Origin of the sequence: Cryobacterium sp. BB307 (assembly GCF_012274275.1) — a bacterium.
GTDB lineage: Bacteria > Actinomycetota > Actinomycetes > Actinomycetales > Microbacteriaceae > Terrimesophilobacter.
Genome location: NZ_JAANZA010000001.1, coordinates 1,322,574 through 1,343,825, shown reverse-complemented (window position 1 = coordinate 1,343,825; position 21,252 = coordinate 1,322,574). Strand labels below are relative to the sequence as shown.

Here is a 21,252-nt window from a genome sequence, read left to right as displayed (position 1 = left end):
GTCACATCCGCTCTGGTGCGGACACGCCGAGCATACCGAGCGCGTTTCGGAGCACGGTGCCAGTCGCGTCGTTGACCCAGAGGCGAGTGCGGTGCACGTCGGAAACCGGTTCGTCGCCGAATGGCGTGACCCGGCAATTGTCGTACCAGCGGTGGTAGGAGCCCGCGAGCTCTTCCGCGTAGCGCGCGATCCGGTGTGGCTCGCGCAACTGCGCCGCCTGCGCCACGACGCCCGGGAACCGGGCGAACATGCCGAGCAGCTCGCTCTCGGTCTCGTGGGTGAGAAGCTCCGGCGCGAAGACGCCGTGATCGACACCGGATGCTGCGGCATTCCGCGCCACCTGGTGGGTGCGAGCGTGCGCGTACTGAACGTAGAAGACCGGGTTGTCGTTGCTGCGCTTCTGCAGGAGCTCGGGGTCCAGCGTCAACGGTGAATCTGCCGGGTAGCGCGCGAGCGAGTACCGGAGCGCGTCGGTGCCGAGCCAGGCCTGCAGGTCGTCCAGTTCGATGATGTTGCCTGCGCGCTTGGAGAGGCGGGCGCCGTTGATGCTGACCAGTTGCCCGATGAGCACCTCGATGTCCTTCTCCGGATCATCTCCCGCGGCTCCGGCGAGCGCCCGCAGCCGGTGGACGTAGCCGTGGTGGTCGGCGCCGAGCAGGTAGATCTTGTGCCTGAACCCGCGGTCGCTCTTGTTGAGGTAGTAGGCGGCATCGGATGCGAAGTAGGTGTGGACACCGTTGGAGCGGCGGATGACACGGTCCTTGTCGTCGCCGAAGTCGGTCGTACGCACCCAGACCGCGCCGTCCTCGTCGAAGACGTGCCCCTGCACACGGAGACGGTCAAGCGCATCATCGATCGCGCTGCGCCCCTGATCGTCTGTCTTGTGCAGGTCGCGTTCACTGAACCAGACGTCGAAGTGCACGTTGAACCGCTCGAGCGACACCTTGATCTCGGTCAGCTGCAGTTCGTAGGCGACTTCCCGCGCGAGTCCGCGGCCGGTCGATTCCGGAAGGTCGAGCACGTCGGGGTGGAGTTCGCGCACGCGCGTCGCGAGGTCTTGGATGTACTGGCCCGGGTAGCCGTTCTCGGGGGTCGGCTCGCCGCGCAGGGCAGCGTAGACCGAGTCGCCGAAGGTGTCCATCTGGGAGCCGGCGTCGTTGATGTAGAACTCGCTCGCGACCGTCGCGCCTGCGGCCCGAAGCACCCGGGCGATGGAGTCACCGAGAGCGGCCCAGCGGGTGTGCCCGATGTGCAGCGGCCCGGTCGGGTTGGCGGACACGAATTCGAGGTTGATCGACTCGCCGAGCAGGCTGTCGTTGGAGCCGAACGCTGCACCGTGTTCGACGATGGTCTTCGCGATGGCGCCGGCGGCCGCTGCATCGAGGCGGATGTTGATGAAGCCGGGTCCTGCCACGTCGACGGATGCGACCCCGTCGATCTCCCGGATGCGCTCGGCCAGCTCACCGGCGAATTCGCGCGGGTTGACGCCGAGCGGTTTGGCCAGCTTCATGGCGATGTTCGAAGCCCAGTCGCCGTGGTCGCGGTTCTTCGGGCGCTCGAGTGCGATCGTCTCCGTCGGCACCTCGGTGGATGCCCCTCGCTCCTCGAGCACCGTCGACACGATCGTGTGGATGGCTGCTGCGAGTTGATCAGGGGTCATTCGATTGATTCTAGTGGCGAGCCATCAGCGTCCCCGGCGCGTGCGCGCGCAAGGAGCGGCACCTGAGGCGAAGATGGAGTTGTGACCATCTTGCGCGCCTCTTCTGCACTTTTCGCCGCCACGCTCACGATCGGCGTTCTCGCCGGCTGCGTTCCCGGTGCCGAGCCGGAACCGAGCCCTACGGCCTCGTTCTCGCCGGATGAGTCGGCCGGCCCGCGCGTCGATCCAACCGCGACCCCGACGGCGACGATCGAACCGGACCCCGGCGCCACTCCGTTCAGCGTGCCGTGTGAGACGCTCGCCAGCCTGCAGACCATGTACGACTTCAACCCGAACTTCGCGCTCACCGGGAGCTTCTCCCCCACGGCGGGCACCCCGGCGGCGGATGCAGCTGCAGACCAGGGCACGCTGTGCCGCTGGGTGAACGCCACGAGCGGTGAGGCGATCGACTTCACCGCCTCGATCCCGTCGCCGGCGGAGTTCGAGGCCCGGAAGGCGGCTGCCGCATCCGGAACTCCGGTGACCGGTCTCGGCGCCGATGCCTGGTTCACGACCGAGCACGATGTCGGCACGGTGCAGGTGTTCAAGGGGGATAAATGGGTGACCGTGAGTTCGGCGTGGTTCACGTTGGCTCAGGATGCCCAGGCGCTCGTGACTGAAGCGGCGAACGCGGTCGGCTGACCCGCCGCACAGGACCCGCTGCGGCTGGTAACGTAGAGCACGCCCTGGCCCCCATAGCTCAGGGGATAGAGCGTCTGCCTCCGGAGCAGAAGGCCGCAGGTTCAAATCCTGCTGGGGGCACATCTTGTCACGTGACACGCTAGTTCGGACTCCTGCCACTTAGTTCGGACAAGCAGTGTGCGGCGACTCGGTGTACACCCGCCGAGACTGCACGAAAGGGCTCTTAGGTGCCCCATTCTGCAGATTTCCGCAGTCTCGCGGAAGTGACGGTCAGCGCGTTCATGTCGCCCCGGTCAGCAGCATCCGGCGGCGTTGGTAGTCGAGCAGACACCAGTGGCCGGGAGGCTGAGCTCAACTGCCCGGGCGGATGCGAGGTCGCCGGCGAGCCAGGCGGCGATAGAGCGAACCTGCTCGTACCCGGTGGCCAGCAGGAAGGTGGGTGCCCGGCCGTAGCTCTTCATTCCGGCGATGAAGAAGTTGGGTTCCGGCTGCTGCAGCTCGGCGAAGCCATGCGGTTCAACCGTTCCGCAGCTGTGCACGTTCGGGTCTATCAGCGGCGCCAGCGCTCGTGGGGCCTCCACGATGTCGTCGAGGTCAAGCCGGATCTCCCGCAACAGGTCGAGATTCGGGCGGAACCCGGTGGCGTTCACGATCAGGTCGGTATCGACGTGTTCGCTGTCCCGAGTGCCGAAGATGCGGATGCGACCGGCCACATCCTCAACCTTGGCGATCTCGAAGCGGTCGACGACCGTGATCTCACCGGCCTCAACCAGCTGCTGGATGCGCGCGCCGAGAGAGGCGCGCGCCTGCAAATCGTCGTCCTCAGAGCCGAGCACGCGAACCGCGGAACGGTTGCGGATGAGCCAGGTCACAGTGGTGCCGGCACCTTGGCGGGCAAGCTCGACCAGGTTCAGAAGCGTGTTCGCGGCGGAATGCCCGGCGCCCACCACTGTGACATGTTTCCCAGCAAACCGGTCTCGCTCGGACCCGAGAACATCGGGGAGGGCAAGGCTCACGCGGTCGGCCACGCCAGGAAGGCCGAGCGGGTCGAGACCACTGGAGCCGAGGGTGTTCGGCGTGGCGTAGGTGCCGGACGCGTCGATGACGGCGCGGGCGAGCACCTCGTCCCGAGTGCCGTCGGACCGAAGGATCCGCAACACAAACGGAGTCGAGTCCCTGCCACTCGAGCGGGTGCGGTCCATGCCCTGCCTGCTGACTGCCTCGACAGTCGCGTCTGTCGTGATGTGGGGTGCGAGCGCATCCGTTGCCGCCAGCGGCACGAGGTAGCGTTCGACCACTTCAGAGCCCGAGGGCAGGCGCGAGGCGTTCGGCGCGCCCCAGCCGGTGGGCTCGAGGACCCGACGCGCGGCCGGGTCGACCAGAAACTCCCACGGGGAGAACAGGCTGATGTGACCCCATGACCGCATGCTGCTTGCGACGGTGTTACCGGCTTCGTAGACGGCGAACTCGATGCCGCGCTCGTGCAGTTGTGCTGCGGCGGCTAGGCCGATGGGACCCGCCCCGATGATGGCGACGGGCAGGCCGTCGAGACGGGAGTCGCGCAGGGTGGGCATGGCCAGGTCGGCAAGTGTCACGGCTGTACCTTCGAGTCTGAATATCGATGGACTTCGATCAATCGGAATTATTCACCCGTCCATCGAAGGTTGTCAATATATGCCACTATGTGGTTCATGATTTTGCTGAACTTCGCTGGTCTTCGTCGGGTCGCGGCTGAGTTTCTCGGGAGCGCGCTTCTGGCTGCCGTCGTGGTCGGCTCCGGCATTGCCGCCGAACGTCTCTCGCCCACCGATGTCGGCCTGCAGCTGTTGGAGAACGCGCTTGCGACCGCCCTTGCGCTGCCGGTGCTCATCCTCCTGTTCATCCACGTCAGTGGCGCGCATTTCAACCCTGTCGTGTCGCTCGTTGATTCCACGCTCGGGTCGCGCTCGTGGCGGGACACTGCCGCTTACATTCCCGCTCAAGTCATTGGATGCATCACGGGGGCGATGCTCGCCAACCTCATGTTCGGTGCCACCGTGGTCTCATGGAGCGCGAAGGAACGCTTGACCAGCGCAACGTTCCTCGCCGAGGCTGTGGCAACCGCCGGACTGGTCCTCGTGATCTTCGCGTTGGCACGAACCGGACGCGCATCCGTCATCCCGGCCGCCGTCGGCGCCTACATCGGCGCTGCCTACTTCTTCACCAGCTCGACGAGCTTCGCCAACCCGGCGATCACCGTCGGGCGGATGTTCAGCGACAGCTTCGCCGGCATCGCTCCGTCATCGACCCTCGGCTTCATCGCCGCACAGCTTCTCGGTGGCGGAATCGGATACCTGCTGGTGCGGTACTTCTATCCTGTTCGGGTCCGGTAGGTCTGCCTACGCGACGACCTGGATGGTCGCGAGGGTCGGGTCGGCGGCGTAGGCGATGCGGCCGCCGTCTGCGAGGGTGGTCCGCAGCGCGTCCAGTGTGGCGGTGCTGACGATCTCCCCCGGCGCGAGCACCGGGACGCCAGGAGGATACGGCGCGATGAGCTCGGCGCAGACGCGCCCGATGGCGGCGTCGGCGTCGAGCGTCTCGTGCGGCGCGAAGAATGCAGTCCTCGGATCAAGAGCAGTTTCGGCCCGCACGCTCCATGCCGCGGAAGGCGTGATGGGCTGGGGCGTGCCACGATGCCGCTCGATCGCGGCCACGATGGCGTCGATCAGCACGTCGACGGTGCTCGCGTCATCGGCGAGGGTGATCATCGGCACGATCACACCAGAGTCGGCCATCTCAAGAGTGATGCCCTGGGCGAGCAGGTCGGACTCGATCGCGTGCCCATGGGCGCCCGTGCCGGCCAGAAGCACGACCAGCTTGGCAGGGTCGACGGCGAGCGCTCCGTGCGGATGCCCGGCCGGGCGGTCGGCGAGCACCTCAACGCCGTCCACCGCGGCCAGCCTGACTCGCGCCGAAGCGACGAGGTCAACAAGTCGTCCCACCAGTTCTGCCCCGTCGCGTTGCAGCAGCGCTCGCGACGCGTCGGTGCTGGCGAGGATCGCGCCGGCTGCGCTCGTGGTGTGAGATGCCTCGAACGCCCGCTCCAGTCGGTCCGGGTCGAGCAGTCCGCCCGATCGAGCCGTGCGTGCGAGCAGCAGCGCAGCCTGGCTCCACGCCGGGAGGGACTTGTGCGCGCTGGTCACGAGGGCATCCGCCCCGCGACCGAGCGCATGCGCGGGCACGGCGGGCGAGAACCCGAAGTACGCTGCCCACGCGGCGTCCACGACCAACGGAACTCCTGCGGCGTGCGCCGCATCGGCAAGTCCGGCGATGTCGGATAGCGTCCCGACGTAGGACGGATCGCCGACAAGCACGCCACACGCATCCGGATGCGCGTGCAACGCCGCCTCCACTGCGCTCACCGGCACCGCGCCCGGCAGCCCGGTAGCCGCGTCGATCTCCGGATGCACCCACACCGGTCGCAGTCCCGCCAGCACGATGCCCAGCAGCACCGAGCGGTGGAGGGTCCGCGACACGATGACCGACTGTCCGGGACGGCCGAGCGCGAGCACCGCCGCCTGGTTGGCGTGCGTCGACCCGCCCACCGAGAGGCGGCACCAGTCCGCGTCCCACGCATCTGCTGCGCGCGCCTCCGCCGCGGCCAACAGCCCAAGGGTCTGCTTCATCGTGTCAAGGCCGGCGAGCATCGGCACATCGCCCTGAATCAGCTCGCCGACGAGGTCCTGGCGGTGCTTGTGGCCCGGGATGCTGAACGGAGTCACCCGCCCGGCTCGCTGGTGGCCGGTGAAGCGCAGCCACGCTTCGAACAACGGCGCATCCGGGGCGTAGCCGCGCGGGTCGCGCGGGTCGTTCGCGGTCATGATCCGGCCTCCAGGAATCGTTCCACCGCATCCGTGACTGCGACAGCGAACCTCTCGAGTTGGGCGATCTCCACCCACTCGTCGACCGCGTGCAGCCCGCCGCCGGCCGGGCCGCAGACCACCGTCGGCACCCCCGCGGCCTGCCACAGTGCCGACTCCATCCAGTACGGCGCCCCAACCTGAGCCGGCGGGGTCGCGCCGGCGGATCTGAGCGCATCGCTGAGCAGGTTGGTGAATTCCGCGGCGCTGCCAGCGGCATCCGCTTGCCACGCATCGCGCGCGTGGGTGAGCCGCACGTCGCCCGCCAGCCCGGGGGTCGCCGCGGTGATCGGGTCGACCAGCGCGCGCATCAGGTCGAGCGCATCGTGCGGAGACTCCCCCGGCAGGATGCGGCGCTCGACCACCACGTCTGCGGTTGCCGCGACGGTGAACGGCGCGCTGCCCGCCCTCGCGACGGTCGCCATCATCGAGCCGAAGTCGAGGAGCGGATGCCGTTCCCGCCGGCGCAACTCGTCGTCCGCATCGGCGACGGCGGTGAGGACCTGACCGAGCGCGCGGAGCGCATCGACGCCCGCCTCCGGCTGCGACGAGTGGGAACCCGCCCCACGCAAAGCGACATCGACGACCGCGTAGCCGCGGTGCGCCACCGCGATGTCGAGCCAGGTCGGCTCGGCGATGAGACAGAGGTCCATGGTCACACCACGGAGCTCCTGCAGCACCGCCTCGGCTCCGACGCTCGCGTCCTCTTCGTCCGCGACGAGGGCAACGATGATGGTGCCGGGCACGTCGGCGGCGGCAAGCTGTTCGGCAGCGACGACCAGACCGGCGACGCCGCCCTTCATGTCGCTTGCACCGCGACCGTACAGTCTGCCGGACTCGATGCGCGGCGAGAACGGGGCCGGCATCCCCTCCACCCCTACGGTGTCGAGGTGTCCGTTCAAGACGACCGTGCGTCCGGGCCGCGAACCGGTGCGTTGGGCGATGAGGCTGATGCGTCGAGGGTCGGATGGGGCGGGAATCGAGCGGATTGCGAAGCCCGCGGCATCCAGCCGGTCCATCAGGTGTGAGGCTATCCGGGCCTCGCCGGCGGCATCCGGTACCAGGCTCGGGCTGACCGAGTCGATCGCGACGAGCTCAGCGGTGAGTTCGACGGCCGCGCTGCCGACATTGCTGTTGATCACGCCTCGACGATATCGCTGTCCAGCAAGCAACCCGCGGCATCCCAGAACGAGGAGGGCTTCTGCCGCCGCTGGCTGCGCTGAGGTACATTGCGAAGGTGACGAGGTGCCCTTCCTGCAATTCGCCGATATCGGCGAAGCAGAACCCCTACTACGGCGCCGGCCTCTCGGTACATGAGCTCATCCTCGACTGTGCCAACTGCAAGCAGGTGACCTTCGTGCCGAGCGAGCGAGCGGATGCCGCTCTCAGGCCGCGCGCCAAGGCGAGACGCCTACTCGCGCGCATCTTTCGCCGCCACCGCTGATACGAGACCCTTCGTCCCCTCACTCTTGATAATCGCTTCGAGACCGGTCCGATAGTGTCGAGTTGACCGGAACGCACCTGCCGCGCCAGCCGCGTGAGTTCACAGCCGCCGAACCGGCATTCCCAGCGCGACGCCGCGCTCATCCGCCTGGACGCACTCGCGTCGCCACCACGGAGCCACCATGCCCACCAGCCAGAACGTCCTGTCGCGGGACCGCTACGCGCCGCAACCATCGGTGATGACTGCCCTGCGTTCCCCGCGCCTCCTTACCCGCGAAGTCCTCGCCGGGCTCGTAGTCGCGCTGGCGCTCATCCCTGAAGCAATCTCGTTCTCGATCATCGCCGGCGTCGACCCTCGGCTCGGGTTGTTCTCCTCATTCGTCATGGCAGTGTCCATCGCCTTCCTCGGCGGCCGCCCGGCCATGATCACCGCGGCGACGGGTGCCGTCGCGCTCGTCATCGCGCCGGTTGCGCGCGAGTACGGCATGGACTACTTCATCGCCACCGTCATCCTCGCCGGTGTGTTCCAACTGGTCCTCGGCGTTCTCGGCGTCGCCAAGCTGATGCGGTTCATCCCGCGCAGCGTGATGCTCGGCTTCGTCAACGCCCTCGCGATCCTGATCTTCATCGCCCAGCTGCCGCACCTGGTCGGTGTGCCGTGGCTCGTCTACCCGCTTGTCGCAGTCGGGCTGCTGATCCTGGTCGGGATGCCCCGGCTCACCAAGGTCGTTCCGGCGCCGCTGGTTGCGATCGTTCTGCTGACCGTTGCGACCGTTGTCACGGCGGTGAATGTGCCGACGGTTGGCGACCAGGGCGAACTGCCGGAGAGCCTGCCCGAACTGTTCATCCCCAACGTGCCTCTGACCTGGGAGACCTTCTCGATCATCGCTCCGTACGCGCTGGCGATGGCTCTTGTCGGACTGCTCGAATCGCTCATGACCGCCAAGCTGGTCGATGACATCACGGACACCCACTCGCACAAGACTCGCGAGGCGCTCGGTCAGGGCGCGGCCAACGTGCTCTCCGGCCTCTTCGGCGGCATGGGCGGCTGCGCGATGATCGGGCAGACCATGATCAACGTGAAGGCGTCCGGCGCACGCACCCGGATCTCCACGTTCCTGGCCGGCGTTTTCCTGCTGATTCTCGTCGTCGCGCTCGGTGATGTCGTCGCTGTCATCCCGATGGCCGCCCTGGTCGCAGTCATGATCATGGTGTCGGTCGCCACGTTCGACTGGCACAGCATCCGTCCCGCGACATTGAAGCGCATGCCGAAGAGCGAGACCGCGGTCATGGTGATCACCGTCGCGATTGTCGTCGCCACCAATAACCTTGCAATCGGGGTGATCATCGGTGTCATCGCGGCGATGGTGCTGTTCGCCCGCCGCGTCGCCCACTTCGCAACGGTGGAGCGCACGCTGCCAGCCGACGAGACCGTGCCAACCGCCTACTACACCGTCACCGGGGAGCTGTTCTTCGCCTCCAGCCACGACCTCACGACACAGTTCGAGTACGCGGATGACCCAGACCGGGTGGTGATCGACATGTCCGATTCGCACGTGTGGGATGCCTCAACGGTGGCCGCCCTGGACGCCATCACCACCAAGTACGAGCGCTACGGAAAGCGGGTCGTGATCGTCGGCATGAACGAGGCGAGTACAGCGATGCACGAGAGGCTCGCGGGCAACCTAGGCGCCGGCTAGCTGTCCCTCGTGCGGAGTTCCGCGTTGAGCCGCGCCGCTTGTCGTGTGAGGTGGTGGCGCTCTGCGAGGTTCGGCGCTGCTTGCGCGGCATCCGCGTAGAGCTGCGCTGCCGTCACAAGGTCACCGTCACGCTCATGCAGGTAGGCAGCGGCCGCGGTGAAGCGGGGCAGGGAAGGATCGAGGTCCGCCAGGGCAGCCAGTCCGGCTCGCGGACCGTCCGCCTCGCCGACTGCGACAGCGCGGTTGAGACGGACTATCGGGCTGCCGGTGAGTCGCAGCAGTTCGTCGTACCACTCGACGATCTGCACCCAGTCGGTGTCATCCGCCGTGCGGGCATCCGCATGGAGTGCCGCAATGGCGGCCTGAGCCTGGTACTCCCCGAGCCGATCACGCATGAGTGCTGCCTGGAGCACGTCGACACCCTCGGAGATCATCGCGGTGTCCCACAAGCTGCGGTCTTGCTCGGCGAGGGGCACCAGGCTGCCGTCCGGGCGCATCCGTGCCGGGCGCCGTGCGTGGTGAAGAAGCATCAGTGCGAGCAGGCCGGCCACCTCCTCATGCCTGGTCTCTTCTGCCAGTTGGCGGGTGAGGCGGATCGCCTCGGCCGCGAGGTCGATGTCACCGGAGTAGCCCTCGTTGAAGACGAGGTAGAGCACCCGCAACACGGTGGCGACGTCGCCCGGCTGGTTGAATCGGACGCCCGACACTGTCCGCTTCGCCCGGCTGATCCGTTGCGCCATCGTCGCCTCCGGCACGAGGTAGGCCTTCGCGATCTGGCGCGTGGTCAGACCACCGACCGCGCGCAGCGTCAGCGCGACTGCGGATGCCGGTGTCAGAGAGGGATGAGCGCACAGGAAGTACAACTGAAGGGTGTCGTCCATCGCCTGGCGCGGCTCAGGCACAGGCTCGCTCTCAACGATCACCTCTCGCTGTCGCCGGGAGCCGTCGGCGCGGGCCGTGTCGAGGAACTTGCGCCAGGCCACGACGACCAGCCAACCCTTCTGATCCCGCGGCGGATCATCCGGCCACACGCGCAGTGCTTCGACCATGGCGTCCTGCACGGCATCCTCGGCCGCCGCGAAGTCAACTCCGCGGCGGACGAGGATCCCGATCACAGCGGGGGTGAGGGTCCGCAACAGGGCCTCATCCACCGTCCGTCACTCCGTGATGGTCTCGGGCGCGGCGAGGAATGGGCGAAGCTCGAGCCACTCGTGGATAGGCTTGCCGCCGGCGCCCGGAGCCGCGGACAGCTCGCCGGCAAGTTCCAGCGCCCGGTCGTAGCTCTCGACATCGATCACCATCCACCCGGCGATCAGGTCCTTGGTCTCCGCGAATGGACCGTCCGTGACCGGGGGACGCCCGTCGCCGTCGAAGCGCACGAACGTGCCCTCTGGCGACAGCGCAGCCGCGCCAACGTACTCGCCGGAATTCTCGAGACGCGCGGCGAAGTCGTCCATGTACTGCATATGCGCCGAGATCTCCTCGGGCGTCCACCGGTCCATCGGCACGTCGTTGACCGCAGTTGGCGCGCCACGGTAGTGCTTGAGTAACAGGTACTTGGTCATCGTGTTCTCCTTCATGCAGTACGGCCCATTGTGGCCGTGTTCATTCCGAGGACGGAGCCGCAAGTGGATTCTCGACATCCGTCGCCGGTCCGGCGATCGCGGTGTAGGTTTTCTCGCAACGACGACGGGAGCATCCCATGGCTCAGAAGTTCGAGACGGTCGACGAATACGACAGGTCGCTGTCGCCCGATGTCCTCGCCGCAGTCGATGAGGTACGCGGCGTCATCCGCTCGGTGATCCCGGATGCCGACGAGGTGATCAGCTATCAGATCCCGACGTTCAAGGTCGACGGCAAGTACGTCGTCTATGTCTCCGGATGGACGGAGCACGTCAGCATTTACCCGGTGCCGGGGCGTGACGAGCAGCTCCTGGCTGAACTGGAACCGTTCCGCTCGGGCAAGGGAACGCTGAAGTTCCCGCTCGGCAAGCCGCTTCCGCACGACCTCATCCGGCGCACCGTCGAGGAACTGCTCGCCGAGCGCAAGGAACGCGCCTGACCCGGCCGCCGTCACCGGATTTGCCGTGAACTGGCGGCGAACCATGCAAGTCACAGGCGCACACCGGACACTGGGCGGATGCGAGTCGTCCTCGCCCCGGATTCTTTCAAGGGGTCGACCAGCGCCACCCGAGTTGCGCACGCGATTGCCCGCGGATGGAGCAGGAGACGACCGGACGACGACCTGGTGCTGCTCCCGCAAGCCGACGGCGGCGAGGGCACCCTCGACGCCATTGAGGCGGCCATTCCCGACTGCACTCGGCACACCGTCACGGTCACCGGGCCGGACGGTGTGCCCACTCGCGCGGACTGGCTCGAGCTGCCCGGCGGGCTCGTGGCCGTCGAGCTCGCGCAGAGCTCCGGGCTGCCACTCATGGCCACGCTCGACCCGCTGGGCGCGACGACGCGCGGACTCGGTGAGGTAATCCGCGACGCCGTGACCACTCTCGCGCCGACCGGCATCCGCCGTCTCATGGTGGGGCTGGGCGGATCGGCGTCCACCGATGGCGGCACGGGCGCCCTCACCGCGCTCGGCGCTCGGTTCCTCGACTTCGGCGGGAGGGAGCTGCCGGATGGCGGTGGTCACCTCAACACGCTTCGCGCCATCGACCTGTCCGCAGTCAACGACGTGGCCGAGCGCATCGTCCTCCTCACCGACGTGGACGCGCCACTGACTGGGCCACACGGCGCAGCCTTCGTCTTCGGACCGCAGAAGGGCGCCGACCACGGTCAGGTCGAGCTGCTCGACCACGCACTCGACCGGTTGTCGCAATTCCTGCGCGGCGACCCCTCGAGGCCCGGCGCCGGCGCCGCAGGCGGCACAGGGTACGGTCTCGCGACCGCTCTGGGCGCTGAGCTGCTACCGGGCGGGCGGTTCATCGCCGAGCTCACGGGCCTCCCCGAGGCAATCCGGGATGCGGATGTCGTAATCACGGGTGAGGGAAGGTTCGACCGAACCTCGCTGAGCGGCAAGGTCGTCGGCGGCGTCATCGAGCTCGCCGAAGGGAAGCGGACGATCATCGTCGCCGGCGTCGTCGAAGCGGGTATGCCCACCACTTTCCAGCCGCTCTCGCTCGCCGAGCTGGCCGGGTCACCGGAGGCCTCACTCGCCGACCCGGAGGGCTGGCTGGAGGTCGCAGGCGAGATCCTCGCTCAGGGATTCACCCGCTCCCCCGGCACTCCCCCGCACTACGACTCGGAGTGGGCCTCGAGGAAGTCGTAGAGCTCGGTGTCGTCGACGCCGGGGAAGGTACCGGATGGCAGCGGCGAGAGCACGTGCGCGTGCATGCGTGCGCTCGCCCATGCCTTGTGCGACCAGCGCTGCGACAGCTCCTGCGACGGACGACGGCAACAGCTTGGATCCGGGCACTTCGACTGCTGCCGGAAGGTCGTCTCCCGGCCGCGGAACCACTTCGCATCCGCGAACGGAACGCCGAAGGTGATCGAGAACTCTTCCGAGCTCGCCGCCGTCCCGATCTGGGTCGAGCACCAGTAGGTGCCAGTCGGCGCATCGGTGTACTGGTAGAACTCTGTCGTGCGGTTGGTGCGCTCGAACGCGCGGCGCGCTGCCCAGTGCCTGCAGACGATCTGCCCCTCGGTCGACCCGGTGACATCGGTCGGCAGGTTGAGCCCGTCGTTCTCGTAGCCCTTGTACAGGGCGCCGTCCTCGCCGACGCGCAGGAAGTGCACCGTCATCCCGAGGTGCGTGGTCGCGAGGTTGGTGAAACGCAGCGCAGCGGCCTCATGGGTGACACCGAACGCGTCGCGGAAGTCCTCCACCGCCAGGTTCTTGTCCGACTTCGCCTTGCCGAGGAAATCGACGGACTGCTTGAGCGGCATGAGGCACGCGGCGGCGAAGTAGTTGATCTCGAGCCGCTGCCTGAGGAACTCTGCGTAGCTCTCCGGCTCGTGATGTTCGAGCAGGCGGTGCGCGAGCGCCTGCAGCGCCATCGACCGCAGGCCGTGCCCACCGGGGATGGAAGCCGGCGGCAGATAGATGCGGCCGTTCTCCAGGTCGGTGACCGACCGGGTCGAATGCGGCAGGTCGGACACGTAGATGAGCTCGAACCCGAGTCGCTTCGCCATCAAGTTCACCGAGCGGTGCGTCAGCGCGCCGGTGGCGTGACCGACAGCGCGCAGCTGCTCCTGGGCGAGCTCCTCGATGGCCGGCAGGTAGTTGTTCTGCGTGCGCATGTACTGGCGCAGCTCCGTGTTCGCCCTGCGCGCCTCCTCCGGCGTCGCGATCGCCTCGCGGGCGCGCCGAGCGAGCTCGTGGTGGAGGCCCACCATGGCCTCAAGGGTCTCGTCCGACATGGTGCGCGACGGCCGGATGACCGGCAGCCCCAGTCCCGCATAGACGGCGCTGCGCTGCAAGCGCTCCAACTCGATCTCCATGGCTGCGCGCGGGCTCGGAGGTGCGGGGTCCAGCAGGTCGGAGACTTCGACCTTCAGGGCGGCGGCGATCGACTGCAGCACGGACAGCCGGGGCTCGCGACGGCCGTTCTCCATCAGCGAGAGCTGGCTGCCTGCGATTCCCACTGTCGCACCGAGCTGGTCGAGGGTGAGATTGGCACTGCCCCGGTAATGCCGGATGCGTTGACCTAAGGTGGCGAGATCAGTCATGAATTCACAATAGTGAAAGAATCAGCGATCTTTCGACCACTTTCACTGCGAAATCTCCGGAATGACGCGCAAAGTGTTACTAGACAAGGATTTGAAGCCGGCGAAGTCCGCTTCCGGCTGAGGAATTGAGGAGCAAGACGATGACACTCACCGCCCCCCGCAACTCCGAGTCGGGAACATCAGCGCTGGGTGTCGAGCCCACGCATTCGATGGGAGGCGCCCCCGACAACGCGCCTCAGGACGTCGTTGAATGGGTCGCCGAGATCGCCGCCCTCACCCGACCGGATGAGGTCGTCTGGTGCGACGGCTCGAAGGCCGAATGGGATCACCTGACCAAGAAAATGGTCGATGACGGCACCCTCATCCGACTCAACCCGGAACATCGGCCGTACAGCTTCCTCGCTCGCAGCGACCCCAAGGATGTGGCTCGCGTCGAGGCGCGCACGTTCATCTGCACCGAGGACCCCGATGAGGCCGGCCCGACGAACAACTGGCGCGATCCGAAGGAGATGCGCGCAACCCTCCTCGAACTGTTCGATGGCGCCATGCGCGGTCGCACCATGTACGTCATCCCGTTCTCGATGGGCCCGATCGGCAGCCCGATCGCCAAGCTCGGCGTGCAGGTGACCGACTCCCCCTACGTCGTCGCCAGCATGGCGATCATGACGCGCATGGGCGGGCAGGCTCTCGCTCAGTTCGGCCGCTACACCGACTGGGTCCCGGCTGTGCACAGCGTCGGCGCTCCTCTCGCCCCGGGTGAGGCGGACGTGCCGTGGCCGTCGAACGAGAAGAAGTACATCACCCACTTCCCGGACACCCGCGAAATCTGGTCGTACGGCTCCGCCTACGGCGGCAACGCACTGCTAGCGAAGAAGTCGTTCGCGCTGCGCATCGCATCCGTCATCGCACGGGATGAGGGCTGGCTCGCCGAGCACATGCTCATCCTCAAGGTCACCAACCCGCGGGGCCGCGTGTTCCACGTCGCCGCCGCGTTCCCGTCGGCCTGCGGCAAGACGAACCTCGCCATGCTCAAGCCGTCGATCCCTGGCTGGAAGGTCGAGACCATCGGCGACGACATCGCCTGGCTGAAGCCGGGACCGGATGGCCGCCTCCGCGCGATCAACCCAGAAGCGGGCTTCTTCGGTGTCGCGCCCGGCACCGGCCGGTCCACCAACGAGACCGCGATCGACACCATCTGGGGCAACACCATCTTCACCAACGTCGCGCTGCGCGAGGACGGCGACGTGTGGTGGGAGGGCATGACCGACAAGGCGCCTGACAACCTCATCGACTGGCAGGGTCGCCCGTGGGATCCGGCCAACGGTCCCGCAGCGCACCCGAACTCCCGGTTCACCGTCGCCGCGAGCCAATGCCCCACGATCGCCGACACGTGGGATGACCCGAACGGTGTCGTCATCGACGCGATCATCTTCGGCGGCCGTCGCGCGAGCAACGTGCCGCTCGTCGTCGAGGCCCGCGAGTGGGAACACGGCGTGTTCATGGGCGCAACGGTCTCGTCCGAGCGCACCGCGGCGGCCGAGGGCAAGGTCGGCGAGTTACGTCGCGACCCGTTTGCGATGATGCCGTTCTGCGGCTACAACATGGCCGACCACTGGTCGCACTGGCTGAAGGTCGGTTCCGAGCTTCGCAAGAACGCCGTGCTGCCGCGCATCTTCCAGGTCAACTGGTTCCGTCGCGGCGAGGATGGCAGCTTCCTGTGGCCCGGGTTCTCCGAGAACTCTCGAGTGATCGCCTGGATCCTGGAGCGCGTCGACGCGCAGGTGCCCGCCAAGGACACCCCGCTCGGCCTCGTGCCGACCGAGGGTGGAATCGATCGGGATGGCCTGGACGTGTCCGACGAGGCGTTCGACGAGCTGTTCGCCATCGACCGTGATGCGTGGCTCGCTGAGCTCGACGACACCGAAAAGTTCTTCGAGCAGTTCGGCGACCGCACTCCTGAAGCGATGCGACGCCAGCTAGCCGCCATCCGGCAGCGTCTCGAGAAAACCGAGAGCGCCTGACACCCCTCTCTCGCGCTCGCACCCAACGTTCGGGGCGCCTGCCTCGTCTTAGTGGGTATGAGCAGCATTGCGCTCGCGTCGCGCGCGCCGTCCTCCGCGATCCCCGCCAGAATGGTGGCGGAACCAAGGAGGACGCGCGTGGCACGGGCCGGGAACGAGGAGCGCTGGGAAGAGGTCGTCACACGCCTCGTCGCAGAGCGCGGTGACGCCCTCACCCGTTACGCCTACCTGATCTCGGGAAGCGCGGATGATGCGGCTGACCTCGTGCAGGACGCCCTGGTCAAGACGTTCGGGCGCCTGCGCAACGGCTTCACCGTTGCAAGCGCAGAAGCCTACGTAAGGCGGGCCATCCTGAACACCTACCTCGACACCGGGCGCCGTCGTAGCCGTTGGCGGCGCATCGAGCATCTCACCGCGGTCCCCGCCGAGCAGGAGTCCACCGACGCGGCCACCGAAACACGCCTCGACCTCGACGCGCGGCTGCAGCAGCTGTCGCCGCGAGAGCGCGCGTGCGTCGTCCTGCGCTATTACGAGGACCTGAAGGTGGATGACATCGCCGAAACGCTCGGCATCAGCGCCGGCGCGGTCAAGCGCTATATCAGCGACGCGCTCGCCCGTCTCGCGGTTGCCATGGGCGACGAGCACGGCGGGCCATTGACCAACACGCGGGGAGGCGATCGTGCCCACTGAGTCCGAACTGCGCGACTGGCTGAAGGGTGGCGACACGCCACCGTCGCCGGGGGTCGACCCCGCCGACATCGTGCGGCGAGTTCGCCGCCGCCGACTGCCACGCCAACTCGCCGCGGGTGCGGCAACCACCCTCGCGGCGGCCGGTGTGATCGTGCTCGGCGTCGGCACCCTGCCGCAGCTGGTCCAGCCTCCCGTGTCTGTCATGAGCGACGGCATGCAGAGTCCGGAGTTCGGGACCGGGCCGGCCGACGAGAGTCGCGACAGTTCACTCGTTCCTGCGTCACCGCTCCAGCTGCTCAACCAGTGCAGCCAGCCGTTGACGGTCGTGCAGCCCGCAGCATCCGGTCTCACTCTCACCCTCGCCTTCCCAGCCGATGTCGCGATCGCCGACGGTGAGGTGATCGGCACGGTCACCCTGTCGAACAGCGGCACCAAGCGGGTGACCGGCTCGGCGGCAGCGGGACCGGCGGTCACCCTCTCCCAGGATGGCGTCACGGTCTGGCATGGCGCGCCCGCTCCGCTCGCCGAAGCGGTCCCCATCGATCTGGCGCCCGGCCAGTCCACCCGGTTCGACGCGACCTTCATACCTGCCCTGTGCGGCAGTTCCGGTTCGAGCACGAACAGCCCACTTGCCCCAGCCGCCCCTGGCAGCTACGAGCTCTCGGCCGCGATCGTCGTCTCGGAGGTCGGAGGCGACAACACCGCCGGCTCGGAACTCGTTGGCAGCGCGCTTGTGCCGATTCACCTTCGCTAAACCCGGGTGTTCGGTCGCCACCGCTAGACTCTCACCTCACCTCGGCACAGCGAAAGGACTCGGCCATCGCCACGCAACGCTCGCTTCTGACACGGTGGGCCGCGATCGCGTTCGGGGCGGCAATCGCTCTCGCGACCCCGACGGCCGCTTTCGCCGAGGACCCCGTCGACCTCGGTGGCGCCTACATCTTCGACTCCGTAGGAGCTGTGCGCGGCCAAGAGGGCGCGATCATGGACTCGCTCGATCAGCTGGCCGCAGAGACGGACGCACAGCTCTTCGTCGTGTATGTCGACTCGTTCGAGGGCGTGCCGGCAGGGTCCTCGTGGGCGGACATCACAGCCGAACAGAACGGGCTTGGCAACGACGATGTGCTGATGGCGGTCGCGGTCGAGGACCGCATCTATCAGATGTCCTACCCGAGCGAGTTCGAGTTGAGCGAGAGCGAGACTCGCCAGATCGAGAGCGAGCTGATCGAGCCGCGCCTCTCCGACAGCGACTGGGCTGGTGCCGCGATCGCCGCAGCGGACGGCTTGCGCGAGAAGATCACAGACCCCGGATTCCCGTGGGGCTGGGTACTCCTGGGGCTCGTCGTGGTCGTCGGACTCGCGTTGTTCATTCGCTCGCGCGTGCGAAAGGGCCGCGCTGTTGCTGCTGAGAAGCTGAACGCCAAGCAGCTCGACCAGCGCGCAAGCATCCTGCTCGTGCAGCTCGACGACGAGATCAAGACGAGCGAGCAGGAACTCGACTTCGCGGTCGCCCAGTTCGGCGAGGAGACCGCAAAACCATTCGTTCATGCGCTTGGGTCGGCCAAGGACAAAGCGCGCGCCGCGTTCGAGCTGCGCCAGAAGCTCGACGACGCGTTCCCCGAGTCTGCCGAGGAGCGCCGCAGCATGACCCTGCAGATCGTCGAACTCGCGGAGGCCGGCGACAAGGAGCTCGACGCGCAGGCGGACGCCTTCGACGAGCTTCGCGCGCTGGAGCAGACCGCGCCCGAGCAGCTGGTGACCGTCCGGACGGATACTGATCAAGCCCGGGGACGCCTTGAGGCCGCGAAGCAGACGCTGGTGACCCTGCAACGGGACTACTCCCCTGCGGCGGTTGCCATGGTTGCCGGCAATCCGAAGCAGGCCGAGGACCTGCTGACCTTCGCAACCGGCCGCGCGACCGAAGCGGAGCAGGCGCTTGCCGCCGGAAAGACCGGCCCTGCCGCGGTTGCCGTTCGTGCCGCGCAGGCTGCGGTCGGCCAGGTGACGCAACTGCTTGACGCGGTCGAGCGAATCGCCGCAGACCTCCGCGAGGCGCAAGCCGCACTCAGCGCCGCTGTCAGTGACACCGAACAAGACCTCGCTGCCGCCCGAGCACTGCCGCTGGACGATCCGCAACTGGCGCCCGCGATCGCGGCAGCCGAGGCCGCACTGTCGGCGGCGGCATCCGGAGACGACCCCGTCAACAGCCTCACCAACCTGCACAAGGCGAACGAGCAGCTGGACGCCGTGCTCGCGTCGGTGCGCGAAGAACAGGAGAAGGTGCGCCGGGCCGCCGGAGCGCTCGACCAGGCGATCTTCAGCGCTCGCGCTGAGATTTCGGCAGCACACGACTTCATCACCACCAGGCGCGGGGTCATCCGCGACACCGCGCGCACCCGGCTCTCCGAGGCAATGCGTCATCTGGACGGGGCGGTGGCGGTCGCCACCACCGATCCGGTCGCCGCGCTCGCGCACGCCCGTGCCGCCAGCAACCTGGCGCAGCAGGCGTTGTCGAGCGCTCAGTACGACCTGCAGGGCTACTCGGTGCCCGGCTACGGCGGCGGGTTCGGCGGTCGCGGCAGCAGCGTCGGAACCGACATCGGGGGCGCGATTATCGGCGGCATCATCGGCGGAATGCTGAGCGGTGGCGGCCGAGGCGGCGGCATCTTCGGAGGCGGCGGGGGCGGATTCGGCGGAGGGTTCGGCGGAGGCGGCCGCTCAGGTAGTTTTGGGGGACGTTCCCGAGGATTCTCCGGTGGCAGGCGGAGCAGCGGCGGCAGATTCTAGACATCCGACAGTCAGCAAGGCACACCCAGGAAGGTAAGGAAAAACGATGGTCAAGCAATCGATTTTCGGGCGAATCGCCCAACTCGCCAAGGCAAACATCAACGCGATGCTGGACGCCGCCGAGGATCCGGCGCTCATGCTGGACCAGATGGTCCGCGACTACACGAACAACATCGCTGAAGCAGAGGCCGCCATCGCACAGACGATCGGCAACCTGCGCCTGCTCGAGCAGGACTACCAGGAAGACGTGAAGGCCGCGGCCGACTGGGGCAACAAGGCTCTCGCTGCCAGCCGCAAGGCTGACGAACTGCGCGCAGCCGGCAACGCCGCGGACGCGGACAAGTTCGACAACCTCGCCAAGGTTGCCCTCGGCCGTCAGCTGTCTGAGGAGAACCAGGCGAAGGCGGCCGAGCCAACCATTCAGTCGCAAACCGCGGTGGTCAACCAGCTCAAGCAGGGTCTCGAGGCAATGCGGGGCAAGCTGCACGAGCTGTCCTCGAAGCGTGACGAGCTCATCGCGCGCGCCAAGACCGCCGGCGCCCAGCAGCAGGTGATGGATGCGATGAAGAGCATCGACCTGCTCGACCCGACAAGCGAGATCAGCCGCTTCGAGGAGAAGATCCGCCGCGAAGAGGCGAAGGTTCTCGGCTCGCAGGAGCTTGCGGCCTCCAGCCTGGACGCCCAGTTCGAGCAGTTGGAGCGCTCGGACGAGTCGGTCGAGGTCGAGGCGCGCCTCGCAGCGCTCAAGTCGGGAACGCCGCAGAAGGCAGTCGGCACGGGCGAGTAAGCCGATCATCCTCGGGGTCGACCCTGCAGCAAGGGTCGACCCCCGAGGAGACTGCACACGAAAGACGGGCAGGCTAGATGTTCCTGGTTGTACCGCAATGGCAGGGCTCAAGCTCAGCACGCGCCATGAGGCTGGTCGACGGGGCCAACGCGATCCGCGGCGACCTTCCCGGTTCCAGCACGGTTGTCGTCGACGTCCCCCTCGAAGCGGGCGACGAAATCGGAAGCGGCGTTGCCCGCTGCGGTTCGCTCATCACGGTGCGGGACCGGATGCGCGTCGCCCTCAAGACGGCGCCCAAGCCGGTCATCACGATCGGCGGGGACTGCGGCGTTGAACTGGCCGCGATCGAGCGTGCGGCCGACGAGACGACCGCGGTCGTCTGGTTCGACTCGCATCCGGACCTCAACACCCCCGAGACGTCACCGTCCGGCGCCTTCCATGGGATGGTGCTGAGGACGCTCCTCGGCGAGGGGGTGGAGCACCTCGCGCCCGAACGAACCCTCGACCCGCGCCGGCTCGTGCTCGCGGGTGCGCGCGCCTTCGACAGCGCGGAACGCGAGTACATCGACGACATGAGCGTCGCGTGCCTCGACCCGGCCAGCCTGAACCCGCAGGCGCTAGTCGAGCAGGTCAAGGCGACCGGCGCGACCTCGGTCTACGTGCACATCGACCTCGACGTGCTCGACCCAGCGGAGTTCGCGGGTCTCGTTTTCCCTGAGCCTTTCGGCATCACGAGCGCGCTGCTCATCGAGTGCGTGCGCGCGCTTCGCGCCGAGTTCACGCTGGCCGGTGCGGGTCTCACCGAGTTCGCGCCGGCCTCCGAGGCCGCCGCGGCCGACGACCTGCCGACCATCCTGCGGATCATCGCCGCCCTCACCCGGTGACGCCCGTAGGCTGGGGC

Annotated in this window: 18 protein-coding genes and 1 tRNA gene; 12 read left to right on the top strand and 7 right to left on the bottom strand. The window is 67.6% G+C overall.

All coding sequences use genetic code 11. From position 1 onward, the window contains the following. Window position 1: 1 nt before the first annotated feature. Entirely contained in the window at window positions 2–1,660 is a 1,659-nt protein-coding gene (locus tag HGK58_RS06560) for an arginine--tRNA ligase (protein ID WP_168626679.1), read from the bottom strand. Between the two features lie 81 nt (window positions 1,661–1,741). Here HGK58_RS06560 and HGK58_RS06555 point away from each other — a divergent pair, with 81 nt between their 5' ends. Both HGK58_RS06555 and HGK58_RS06550 read left to right on the top strand, forming a co-directional pair. Beyond that, entirely contained in the window at window positions 1,742–2,341 is a 600-nt protein-coding gene (locus tag HGK58_RS06555; protein ID WP_168626678.1) for an arginyl-tRNA synthetase, read from the top strand. A gap of 47 nt (window positions 2,342–2,388) precedes the next feature. Continuing rightward, window positions 2,389–2,461: transfer RNA gene (locus HGK58_RS06550), tRNA-Arg, on the top strand. A 173-nt stretch (window positions 2,462–2,634) separates the two neighbouring features. Here the strand turns inward: HGK58_RS06550 and HGK58_RS06545 are convergent. Next, complete coding sequence (locus HGK58_RS06545) at window positions 2,635–3,936, bottom strand: FAD-dependent oxidoreductase (protein WP_349236149.1); 1,302 nt, start codon at window positions 3,934–3,936, stop codon at window positions 2,635–2,637. A gap of 96 nt (window positions 3,937–4,032) precedes the next feature. Here HGK58_RS06545 and HGK58_RS06540 point away from each other — a divergent pair, with 96 nt between their 5' ends. Further along, window positions 4,033–4,713 (top strand): MIP/aquaporin family protein, encoded by a 681-nt coding sequence (locus HGK58_RS06540; RefSeq protein WP_168626677.1) that lies wholly within the window; start codon window positions 4,033–4,035, stop codon window positions 4,711–4,713. Between the two features lie 6 nt (window positions 4,714–4,719). Here the strand turns inward: HGK58_RS06540 and HGK58_RS06535 are convergent, their stop codons facing one another. Together HGK58_RS06535 and HGK58_RS06530 are read right to left on the bottom strand one after the other, a co-directional pair. Continuing rightward, on the bottom strand, window positions 4,720–6,201 hold the full coding sequence (locus HGK58_RS06535; RefSeq protein ID WP_168626676.1) for a DegT/DnrJ/EryC1/StrS family aminotransferase: 1,482 nt from the start codon (window positions 6,199–6,201) through the stop codon (window positions 4,720–4,722). Next, window positions 6,198–7,382, bottom strand: coding sequence for a M20/M25/M40 family metallo-hydrolase (locus tag HGK58_RS06530; protein WP_168626675.1), 1,185 nt, complete (start codon window positions 7,380–7,382; stop codon window positions 6,198–6,200). Before HGK58_RS06530 ends, HGK58_RS06535 begins: the two co-directional genes overlap by 4 nt. A 483-nt stretch (window positions 7,383–7,865) precedes the next feature. Between HGK58_RS06530 and HGK58_RS06525 the strand changes: the two genes are divergently transcribed. Beyond that, window positions 7,866–9,383: a SulP family inorganic anion transporter gene (locus HGK58_RS06525; RefSeq protein ID WP_168626674.1), complete on the top strand. Its 1,518-nt coding sequence runs from the start codon at window positions 7,866–7,868 to the stop codon at window positions 9,381–9,383. Here the strand turns inward: HGK58_RS06525 and HGK58_RS06520 are convergent. Both HGK58_RS06520 and HGK58_RS06515 read right to left on the bottom strand, forming a co-directional pair. Continuing rightward, window positions 9,380–10,519, bottom strand: a complete 1,140-nt coding sequence (locus HGK58_RS06520; RefSeq protein WP_246865371.1) for a DUF6596 domain-containing protein — start codon at window positions 10,517–10,519, stop codon at window positions 9,380–9,382. The genes HGK58_RS06525 and HGK58_RS06520 overlap by 4 nt on opposite strands. Window positions 10,520–10,540: 21 nt before the next feature. Beyond that, a complete protein-coding gene (locus HGK58_RS06515; protein ID WP_168626672.1) occupies window positions 10,541–10,948 on the bottom strand; it encodes a YciI family protein in 408 nt (135 codons plus the stop codon). 137 nt (window positions 10,949–11,085) lie between these two features. On the opposite strand from HGK58_RS06515, the gene HGK58_RS06510 reads away from it, so the two are divergent. Together HGK58_RS06510 and HGK58_RS06505 are read left to right on the top strand one after the other, a co-directional pair. Continuing rightward, the gene (locus HGK58_RS06510; protein ID WP_168626671.1) at window positions 11,086–11,445 is read left to right on the top strand and encodes a DUF1801 domain-containing protein; all 360 of its coding nucleotides are present in this window, start codon (window positions 11,086–11,088) and stop codon (window positions 11,443–11,445) included. Window positions 11,446–11,523: 78 nt separating this feature from the next. Beyond that, a complete protein-coding gene (locus HGK58_RS06505; RefSeq protein WP_168626670.1) occupies window positions 11,524–12,666 on the top strand; it encodes a glycerate kinase in 1,143 nt (380 codons plus the stop codon). On the opposite strand, the gene HGK58_RS06500 is transcribed toward HGK58_RS06505, so the two are convergent. After that, window positions 12,633–14,066 (bottom strand): XRE family transcriptional regulator, encoded by a 1,434-nt coding sequence (locus tag HGK58_RS06500; protein WP_168626669.1) that lies wholly within the window; start codon window positions 14,064–14,066, stop codon window positions 12,633–12,635. The two genes, HGK58_RS06505 and HGK58_RS06500, sit on opposite strands and share 34 nt — an antisense overlap. A 209-nt stretch (window positions 14,067–14,275) precedes the next feature. Here HGK58_RS06500 and HGK58_RS06495 point away from each other — a divergent pair, with 209 nt between their 5' ends. From HGK58_RS06495 to HGK58_RS06470, 6 genes are all read left to right on the top strand, one after another. After that, on the top strand, window positions 14,276–16,087 hold the full coding sequence (locus tag HGK58_RS06495; protein WP_168626929.1) for a phosphoenolpyruvate carboxykinase (GTP): 1,812 nt from the start codon (window positions 14,276–14,278) through the stop codon (window positions 16,085–16,087). A 138-nt stretch (window positions 16,088–16,225) separates the two neighbouring features. Continuing rightward, window positions 16,226–16,777: a sigma-70 family RNA polymerase sigma factor gene (locus HGK58_RS06490; RefSeq protein ID WP_349236148.1), complete on the top strand. Its 552-nt coding sequence runs from the start codon at window positions 16,226–16,228 to the stop codon at window positions 16,775–16,777. Further along, on the top strand, window positions 16,767–17,531 hold the full coding sequence (locus tag HGK58_RS06485) for a hypothetical protein (protein ID WP_168626668.1): 765 nt from the start codon (window positions 16,767–16,769) through the stop codon (window positions 17,529–17,531). The genes HGK58_RS06490 and HGK58_RS06485 overlap by 11 nt, the downstream gene beginning before the upstream one ends. A gap of 206 nt (window positions 17,532–17,737) precedes the next feature. Beyond that, window positions 17,738–19,564 carry a TPM domain-containing protein gene (locus HGK58_RS06480; RefSeq protein ID WP_168626667.1) on the top strand — a complete coding sequence of 609 codons (1,827 nt, stop codon included), beginning with the start codon at window positions 17,738–17,740 and terminating at the stop codon, window positions 19,562–19,564. A gap of 46 nt (window positions 19,565–19,610) precedes the next feature. Further along, window positions 19,611–20,351, top strand: a complete 741-nt coding sequence (locus HGK58_RS06475; protein ID WP_168626666.1) for a PspA/IM30 family protein — start codon at window positions 19,611–19,613, stop codon at window positions 20,349–20,351. A 125-nt stretch (window positions 20,352–20,476) separates the two neighbouring features. Then, window positions 20,477–21,235 carry an arginase family protein gene (locus HGK58_RS06470; protein ID WP_227411982.1) on the top strand — a complete coding sequence of 253 codons (759 nt, stop codon included), beginning with the start codon at window positions 20,477–20,479 and terminating at the stop codon, window positions 21,233–21,235. The last annotated feature ends 17 nt before the right edge of the window (window positions 21,236–21,252 follow it).

Coding starts and splice junctions, on each gene's coding strand:
- HGK58_RS06560 (WP_168626679.1), bottom strand. CDS start 1,660: ATGACCCCTGATCAACTCGCAGCAGCCATCCACACGATCGTGTCGACG.
- HGK58_RS06540 (WP_168626677.1), top strand. CDS start 4,033: ATGATTTTGCTGAACTTCGCTGGTCTTCGTCGGGTCGCGGCTGAGTTT.
- HGK58_RS06535 (WP_168626676.1), bottom strand. CDS start 6,201: ATGACCGCGAACGACCCGCGCGACCCGCGCGGCTACGCCCCGGATGCG.
- HGK58_RS06525 (WP_168626674.1), top strand. CDS start 7,866: ATGCCCACCAGCCAGAACGTCCTGTCGCGGGACCGCTACGCGCCGCAA.
- HGK58_RS06515 (WP_168626672.1), bottom strand. CDS start 10,948: ATGACCAAGTACCTGTTACTCAAGCACTACCGTGGCGCGCCAACTGCG.
- HGK58_RS06510 (WP_168626671.1), top strand. CDS start 11,086: ATGGCTCAGAAGTTCGAGACGGTCGACGAATACGACAGGTCGCTGTCG.
- HGK58_RS06505 (WP_168626670.1), top strand. CDS start 11,524: ATGCGAGTCGTCCTCGCCCCGGATTCTTTCAAGGGGTCGACCAGCGCC.
- HGK58_RS06500 (WP_168626669.1), bottom strand. CDS start 14,066: ATGACTGATCTCGCCACCTTAGGTCAACGCATCCGGCATTACCGGGGC.
- HGK58_RS06495 (WP_168626929.1), top strand. CDS start 14,276: ATGGGAGGCGCCCCCGACAACGCGCCTCAGGACGTCGTTGAATGGGTC.
- HGK58_RS06475 (WP_168626666.1), top strand. CDS start 19,611: ATGGTCAAGCAATCGATTTTCGGGCGAATCGCCCAACTCGCCAAGGCA.
- HGK58_RS06470 (WP_227411982.1), top strand. CDS start 20,477: ATGAGGCTGGTCGACGGGGCCAACGCGATCCGCGGCGACCTTCCCGGT.